This is a genomic window from Paenibacillus sp. EKM301P, assembly GCF_011800295.1.
Lineage (GTDB): Bacteria > Bacillota > Bacilli > Paenibacillales > Paenibacillaceae > Paenibacillus > Paenibacillus polymyxa.
The window spans coordinates 32,590-39,859 of sequence record NZ_JAALFM010000022.1; the positions used below are offsets into that span (position 1 = coordinate 32,590).

At 45.6% G+C, this 7,270-nt stretch carries 8 protein-coding genes; 6 read left to right on the forward strand and 2 right to left on the reverse strand.

The features are described from left to right. Nucleotides 1-46 precede the first annotated feature (46 nt). Both HFD99_RS24390 and HFD99_RS24395 read right to left on the reverse strand, forming a co-directional pair. Nucleotides 47-703: an SdpI family protein gene (locus HFD99_RS24390; RefSeq protein ID WP_045244210.1), complete on the reverse strand. Its 657-nt coding sequence runs from the start codon at nucleotides 701-703 to the stop codon at nucleotides 47-49. Further along, nucleotides 700-1,011 carry an autorepressor SdpR family transcription factor gene (locus HFD99_RS24395; RefSeq protein ID WP_016819789.1) on the reverse strand — a complete coding sequence of 104 codons (312 nt, stop codon included), beginning with the start codon at nucleotides 1,009-1,011 and terminating at the stop codon, nucleotides 700-702. Before HFD99_RS24395 ends, HFD99_RS24390 begins: the two co-directional genes overlap by 4 nt. Nucleotides 1,012-1,224: 213 nt before the next feature. Here HFD99_RS24395 and HFD99_RS24400 point away from each other — a divergent pair, with 213 nt between their 5' ends. The 6 genes from HFD99_RS24400 (at nucleotide 1,225) to ilvA (ending at nucleotide 7,116) form a co-directional block, all read left to right on the forward strand. After that, complete coding sequence (locus tag HFD99_RS24400) at nucleotides 1,225-1,836, forward strand: alpha/beta hydrolase (protein ID WP_090888514.1); 612 nt, start codon at nucleotides 1,225-1,227, stop codon at nucleotides 1,834-1,836. A gap of 73 nt (nucleotides 1,837-1,909) precedes the next feature. Continuing rightward, on the forward strand, nucleotides 1,910-2,134 hold the full coding sequence (gene tlp, locus HFD99_RS24405; protein ID WP_016819791.1) for a small acid-soluble spore protein Tlp: 225 nt from the start codon (nucleotides 1,910-1,912) through the stop codon (nucleotides 2,132-2,134). A 237-nt stretch (nucleotides 2,135-2,371) separates the two neighbouring features. After that, nucleotides 2,372-3,664 carry an ABC transporter substrate-binding protein gene (locus tag HFD99_RS24410; RefSeq protein WP_123796798.1) on the forward strand — a complete coding sequence of 431 codons (1,293 nt, stop codon included), beginning with the start codon at nucleotides 2,372-2,374 and terminating at the stop codon, nucleotides 3,662-3,664. Nucleotides 3,665-3,691: 27 nt separating this feature from the next. Next, on the forward strand, nucleotides 3,692-4,654 hold the full coding sequence (locus tag HFD99_RS24415; protein WP_016819793.1) for a carbohydrate ABC transporter permease: 963 nt from the start codon (nucleotides 3,692-3,694) through the stop codon (nucleotides 4,652-4,654). A 3-nt stretch (nucleotides 4,655-4,657) separates the two neighbouring features. Next, on the forward strand, nucleotides 4,658-5,497 hold the full coding sequence (locus HFD99_RS24420; protein WP_013369500.1) for a carbohydrate ABC transporter permease: 840 nt from the start codon (nucleotides 4,658-4,660) through the stop codon (nucleotides 5,495-5,497). A gap of 332 nt (nucleotides 5,498-5,829) precedes the next feature. After that, on the forward strand, nucleotides 5,830-7,116 hold the full coding sequence (gene ilvA, locus HFD99_RS24425) for a threonine ammonia-lyase IlvA (protein WP_123796799.1): 1,287 nt from the start codon (nucleotides 5,830-5,832) through the stop codon (nucleotides 7,114-7,116). The last annotated feature ends 154 nt before the right edge of the window (nucleotides 7,117-7,270 follow it).

Below are 7,270 nucleotides of genomic sequence, written 5' to 3' on the forward strand. Positions count from 1 at the left end.
CTCCCATTCTGCGTTTATCGTGGTTTGGGAGGTTCCTTGTTTATCCCTACTGATGATTTATTTTGCGATGCAGTAGGAAGGAGTAGAGTACAGGAATGACGACGGATATAAACAGCCCGGTGAGAAAAATGACGGTGCCCGCCACTCCATCGACCCATGCCGCTACCAAGCCCGAAGCACCACCGAACATCATCATAGGTCCGCCAAAACGGTGCGTTTTACGCCATACCTCCGGATTGGACAGAGTCCACGGCGTGCGGATACCGAAGGTATAGTTTGGCTGTACCTGAGTCATATAATTACCCAGCACCAGCAGCACCAGACCCAGCACTCCATAAAGGATCGTAAGCATCTGTAGCCGATAATTCAGGTTATACAGCAGCATTCCCCAACCGGCTATAGCGAGAATGAGCGAAGTGCCTACACGCGTAACCTCATAGGCTTTAGTAAATTTCTTGAAATTTGCTCTGTTGGGGTCCATGTAGCGGGATAGCCGAAGGAGCAAAGGCACCAGCCCCAATAGCACCAGCATGAGAATAGAACTGTTTTTACTCATATACCCGTCTGCGGTATTGTCCATGCTAAAATGAGAGGCCAGCACATCGGGAAGCCGGTTATACAGTAGTAAAGCGCCTATAGCAGGTGATAAGGCAAGCAAAGTCGTCAAAACATCCGTCAAGCTCCAACGTGTTCGGAACTTCATTCAGACCCCTCCGTATCCTTAATATCATTCGAAGTTGGTTTTACAGGGGCATCCGATTGGGCGATACTGAACATCCAGCCGATGACATCCGCCACAACTGTTGTATGCAAGGTGTAAATAATGCTTTGCCCCTGTCGCTCATCCAACACAAGCCCCGCCTGCTTCAGCAAATTCAGATGGTGGGATATGCTGGGCTTGCTGATTTGAAAATGCTCAGCGACGTCGCCCGCGCTCATGCTTTTCTCTTTCAAAAGCTGCAATATTTTGCGCCGGGTCGGATCAGCCAAGGCTTTGAAGGCATCATTCAAAGTTTGCTCACTCCTTTAGATATTTAGATAATTCTCTAAATATCTAATCACATAGTAAAATAAAGCTATACTACATGTCAATGGAACAAGACATCATTTTAGAAAAAATTAACGAGGTCAATTATGTTTGTATAAAGCAGTGAAATGGGCTATAATCAAATTATACAAAAAATAAGATTCTTAATTTAAAGTTAATTAGAGGAGGGAATAGATATGAAACACGTCTTTCGTAAAGGAAATGATCCGCAAGCTCCGGTTATTTTGCTGTTGCACGGTACCGGCGGGAATGAACAAGACTTGCTACCATTGGCTGATTTGGTTGCACCAGGCTCATCTGTGTTAGGTGTGAGAGGTAATGTGCTGGAAAATGGAATGCCGCGCTTCTTTCGCCGTTTGGCAGAGGGTGTGTTCGACATTGAGGATCTCGTATTTCGTACCAAAGAACTAAGCGAATTTGTTGATTCAGCTGCAGAGCAATATGATTTTGACCGTAACAACGTGGTGGCTCTGGGCTATTCCAATGGAGCCAACATAGCAGCCAGTATGCTCTTCCATGATGCAAAAGCGCTGCGTGGGGCCATTCTCCATCATGCTATGGTGCCATTGCGAGGGCTGGAACTGCCGGACTTGAACGGTGTCCCTGTATTTCTGTCTTCCGGTGAAAATGACCCGATTGTTCCAGCGGCGGAATCTCAGGAGCTGCAAGCCCTGCTGGAAGGGGCCGGAGCACAGGTAGAAGCCTACTTGGAACGCAATGGTCATCAATTGACTCGCACTGAAGCCGAAGCCGCAGGCCGATGGTTTGGAAAGCATTTTAATGTATAAAATAACTCGATAACGATCAAGCTACGGTTTAGCGCTCTAGTGAGCGATTCTATGATTAGGAGGCGTCAAACCGATGGCAAAACCGGATAATCGAGCAGATAATGTGGAGCATTTACAACAAAATATTCAGAATACATTGCAGAATCTTCATGAGGCTGAAGGATATCTAAACGAATTTTCCTCTGAAATCAGCAATGAGGAGCGTCAGCAGATCGAAGAAAAAAATAATCGTCGTAAACAAAGTATTAGATCATTTCGAGAAGAAGTGAAAGACGAAGCAGCACATTCGCAAGAGTAGTTAACATAGCGAGACCCAACTCCGAGTTTCAATTGGAGTTGGGTCGTTTTTTTATGCAGAAATCATCATATTCCCATCCAATTCATTTTCCCCCTATAATGCAATGAGATCTGTTTTACACAAAAACGAATTTTTTTTGAATAATATTGTTGTAAACTAATTTGTATTGATGTTAAATAATAAAAGAAAGCGCAATCATTTACGAATTAGGATTTCATCATGCGAAGGGGGAAGGATATGCTGCTGCGAAGAAAAAGCATGGCTTTGATGCTTATGACGGTGGTTTTGATGGCTGGACTGCTGCAAGGTTGTTCTTTCAAGACTGATGAAAAGGATGGGCCGGGAACAGAACTTGTATTATGGACATTCAATGAACTGCATGAGAAGTTTTTTCTGCAAATGGCTGACCAATGGAACCAACAGCACCCTGATGAATTGATTAATTTGAAAGCGAATACATTTCCTTATGACAACCACCACAGCAAGCTCTCGATTGCGTTGCAATCAGGGGTGGGAGCGCCGGATATCGCGGATATTGAGGTCAACAAAATTGGTAATTTCCTCAAAGGAATACCGCAATTGGTCCCGCTCAATCCGGTGATTGACCCTGAGATCAATAACATTGTGCCTTCCAGAGTACAGATTTACGGCAAAGACGGTAAGTATTACGGCATTGACTTTCACGTTGGAGCCGAAGTGATGTATTACAATAAAGAGATTATGGATCAGGCGGGGGTAGACCCGGATTCCATCGTTACCTGGGCAGACTACGCTGCTGCTGGCAAGCAAGTGCTGGCCAAAACGGGCAAGCCGATGGCGACCTTGGAGACCAATGACCTGTGGAGCTACTGGCCGATGATCTCCCAGCAAAATTCAGATTTTTTGGATGACAAGGGCGAGTTGACGCTCGATAACGAAACCAATATTAAAACACTTGAGTTTCTCCAACAAATGATAAAAGACAAAATCGCTATTCCCGCACCGGGCGGCGGGCATCATATGGAGGAATACTACGGGTTTATGAACAAAGGCGGGGCCGCTTCAGTGTGGATGCCGATGTGGTATATGGGACGTTTTACGGATTACATGCCTGACTTGAAAGGAAAAGTCATCATTAGACCGATGCCGGCGTGGGAAAAAGGCGGCTATCGCTCAGCAGGTATGGGCGGGACCGGAACGGTAGTCACGAACCAATCGAAGCACCAGGATTTGGCGATGCGTTTTCTAGCCTTTGCCAAGCTGTCCAAGCAAGGGAATGTGGAGATTTGGAAGCAACTAGGGTTTGATCCCATCCGCAGTGAAGTGTGGACTATGCCGGAAGCCAAAGCCAAAAATAAATTTACGGATTATTTCGGAACGAATATTTTTGATACGCTGATCGAAGTAAAAGATGAAATTAATGCGGTGCATATTGGACCGAAAACGCCTGACATCGCCAGTGCTGTACGTAATAAAATACTTTATCGGACACTACAGAGTGGCGAAGATCCAGCCACGGTGCTGCATGAGCTAGCAGATGAACTGAGATAGACCCCAACAGGAAAGGGAGTGAGATTCATGGCAACGCCCGTTCATACGAACGCTAATGTACCGACAGGTCAGCCGCCAAAAACTCAGCGTCCGACCAGAAGCCAATGGAGCCGCTTTATTCATTCCAGTCGTACGGCACCGTATGTATTTGTCCTTCCATTTTTACTGTCCTTTGCGCTGTTTTTTGCGTATCCGGTCATCTCGACGGTCATTATGAGCTTTCAGGAAGTCTTGCCTGGGATAACAACTTATGTTGGCCTGGAAAATTATAAGGATTTAATGAATCCTACATTTGGAAAAGCAATTTTGAACAGCGTCCTGTACACGCTGCTTACACTGGTCGTGTTGATTCCTCTGCCACTGGTACTGGCGGTATTGCTAAATTCGCCTAAAATGCCGGGTAGAGGGCTGTTTCGCTCCGTAATGTTTATACCCGCACTAACTTCAGTGGTGGTAGCAGGAACAATCTTCCGACTCATGTTCGGGGAATTGGATGGCTCGCTGATGAACTCCCTGTTGGGGATATTCGGTCTTGAGCCTTACAAATGGCTAATGAATGCGAACACCGGCTTTTTAGCGTTGATCGTGTTGGCCTTATGGAGATGGCTGGGGGTAAACATGCTGTACTACATGTCGGGGTTACAGAACATTCCTCCCGAGTTGTATGAAGCTGCTCAGATCGATGGGGCCAGCCGCTTTGATTCATTTTGGCGGATTACGATTCCTATGCTAAAACCCGTGACAATCTACGTATTTACGATCAGTATTTATGCCGGATTGTCCATGTTCACCGAGAGCTATATGCTGTGGAACGGAAACAACTCTCCGAATGATATTGGATTGACGATCGTTGGCTATCTCTATCGCCAAGGTCTGGAACAGAACAGCATGGGCTTTGGAGCAGCGGTGGGTATTGTATTGCTCGTATTCACATTAGTACTGAACCTGATCCAGCTCAAATTTTTTGGCATGTTTCGGAAGGAGGATTAAGCGATGGCTCAGAAACAAAAAGGCCCGTTATCTGCATTTCTTGTTGTCCTGTTCATTCTGTTTGCCGGGTTCGCCCTGTTTCCGCTATTTGCCGTGACGCTTGCCTCATTCAAGCCATCAACGGAGTTGCTGCGCTACGGCTTGAATCTCAAGCTGGAGTGGGCCATCATGTCCTTAAAAAACTATGCGTTCATCTTTCAGGGGACGACGGATTATTTTCAATGGTACTGGAATAGTCTTGTCATTACCGTCTTGTTTACGGTGTTATGTCTGATATTGTCCGCGATGGTCGGGTATGGCCTGGAGATGTATCGTTTTAGACTGAAAAATGTGATTTTTACACTGGTGCTGGTCGTGATGATGATCCCGGTAGAAATTATTATGCTGCCACTTTACAAACTCATGATCGGTATGAAGCTGATCAATACGGTATGGGGTGTGATTTTGCCATTTGTCGTCGCACCGATTCCGATCTTTTTCTTCCGTCAATATTTAAGCGGAGTACCCAAGGACTTTATGGATGCTGCACGGGTTGACGGCTGTTCAGAGTATGGTATTTTTGTGCGGATTATGATGCCTCTGATGGCACCTGCCTTTGCGGCAATGGCTATTTTACAAGCTATGAACAGTTGGAATAACTTCCTGTGGCCGATGATCGTATTGCGTACTAACGACATGCTGACACTGCCAATCGGTCTGTCCAGTCTGCTGACGCCATATGGCAACAATTATGATGTGTTGATTGCCGGTTCAGTCCTGGCTATTTTGCCGATTCTCGTCGTGTTTCTGTTCTTCCAGCGTTACTTTATTGAAGGGATGACTGCAGGCGGGGTGAAAGGATAATCATTGCGGTGCTGAATGAGTCGACTGAAGACAAGAAATGTATAGAGTCAGGAAAGACGGGTCGGGCATTGTCTCGGCCTGTTTTTTTATGAACTCAATGATTTTCATTCTCATTTTCATGACTATCAACTGCACAAGCTATAGGTAAACGTGGTATGATGTTTGAAAGATTTCAAATACAGCACTTTGCATAATTCGATTCCTAACGCTCAAAAGTTTAATATATAGACGAACTAAACCGATTCGATCTATATATTACTGATTTGAAATCGCTCTTGGGATTTATGCAAAATGCTCAATACAGAAATATTCAGGCGGAGCGTGGAGAACCTATGGAACCAACAGAAACCCAGAAAACTGAGCCGGCCACAGCGTCAACCGTTGGCATGGAGGATATTGTACGGGCGCATCATATGCTGCGTGAGGTGATTGTTCGTACACCTTTACAGAGGGATGCCGTCCTATCGGCCAAATATAACTGTAATGTGTATCTGAAACGAGAGGATCTCCAAGTTGTGCGGTCCTTTAAAATCCGTGGAGCTTACAACATGATCCGCAGCCTAACTCCTGAGCAAATGGAAAAAGGGATCGTGTGCGCGAGTGCGGGTAATCATGCGCAAGGTGTGGCTTTTTCATGTAACGCGCTTGGCATCCAAGGTAAAATATTTATGCCGAGCACAACGCCCAATCAGAAGGTGAAGCAGGTACGTCGCTTTGGCGGAGACAGTGTAGAGGTCATTTTGACCGGAGATACGTTTGACGATGCTTATGACGAGGCCATGAAGGTATGCAGCGAACAGGAAATGACCTTTATCCACCCGTTCGATCAACCGAAAATTATTGCGGGCAATGGCACGATTGCGATGGAAGTGATGGAGAGCCTGGATACACCTGCGGACTATATGTTCGTGACGATTGGCGGCGGCGGTTTGGCGGCAGGCGTAGGCACATATGTTAAAACTGTGAATCCGACCACCAAAGTAATCGGTGTAGAACCCCTGGGCGCAGCATCGATGACGGAAGCGATGCGTTTGAACAAGGTCGTTACACTGGAGCACATAGACAAGTTTGTTGACGGGGCTGCGGTGAAGCGAGTAGGTCAGTTAACATATGACATTTGTAAACATACCTTGGATGATATTGTGAAGGTACCGGAAGGCAAGGCATGTACAGCGATTCTGGCGCTGTATAATGAAAATGCGATTGTTGTGGAGCCCGCGGGTTCGCTGCCTGTAGCAGCACTTGATCTGTATCGTGAGCAGATTCAAGGCAAAACAGTAGTCTGTATCGTTAGTGGTGGCAATAACGACATTGATCGTATGCAGGAGATTAAGGAACGCTCCCTGATTTATGAAGGACTAAAACATTATTTCATGGTTAATTTCCCGCAAAGAGCAGGGGCACTGCGTGAGTTTCTTCAGGATGTGCTTGGACCAGACGATGACATCACAAGGTTTGAGTATACGAAAAAGAATGATAAGGAAAACGGCCCGGCGCTGGTCGGCATTGAGTTGTTCCACAAGGAGGACTATCTTCCTTTAATTGAACGGATGAATCGCAAAGGGATTCAATATACGGAATTGAACAAAAATGAGAATCTGTTTAATATGCTAATCTAACAAGGAGCCTACGGGCTCTTTTTTTTGTATGTGCAATGTTATTGTAAAAAGAAAATAAACCATTAGACTGGGAACGGCATTAAGCTATACCAGCTAATAGCTTGTCAAGATTACCAGTAAAGTGATTCTAAATCATGTGGTATAGTTAAAATGA

Coding starts and splice junctions, on each gene's coding strand:
- HFD99_RS24420 (WP_013369500.1), top strand. CDS start 4,658: ATGGCTCAGAAACAAAAAGGCCCGTTATCTGCATTTCTTGTTGTCCTG.
- HFD99_RS24415 (WP_016819793.1), top strand. CDS start 3,692: ATGGCAACGCCCGTTCATACGAACGCTAATGTACCGACAGGTCAGCCG.
- HFD99_RS24410 (WP_123796798.1), top strand. CDS start 2,372: ATGCTGCTGCGAAGAAAAAGCATGGCTTTGATGCTTATGACGGTGGTT.
- HFD99_RS24400 (WP_090888514.1), top strand. CDS start 1,225: ATGAAACACGTCTTTCGTAAAGGAAATGATCCGCAAGCTCCGGTTATT.
- HFD99_RS24390 (WP_045244210.1), bottom strand. CDS start 703: ATGAAGTTCCGAACACGTTGGAGCTTGACGGATGTTTTGACGACTTTG.
- tlp (WP_016819791.1), top strand. CDS start 1,910: ATGGCAAAACCGGATAATCGAGCAGATAATGTGGAGCATTTACAACAA.
- ilvA (WP_123796799.1), top strand. CDS start 5,830: ATGGAACCAACAGAAACCCAGAAAACTGAGCCGGCCACAGCGTCAACC.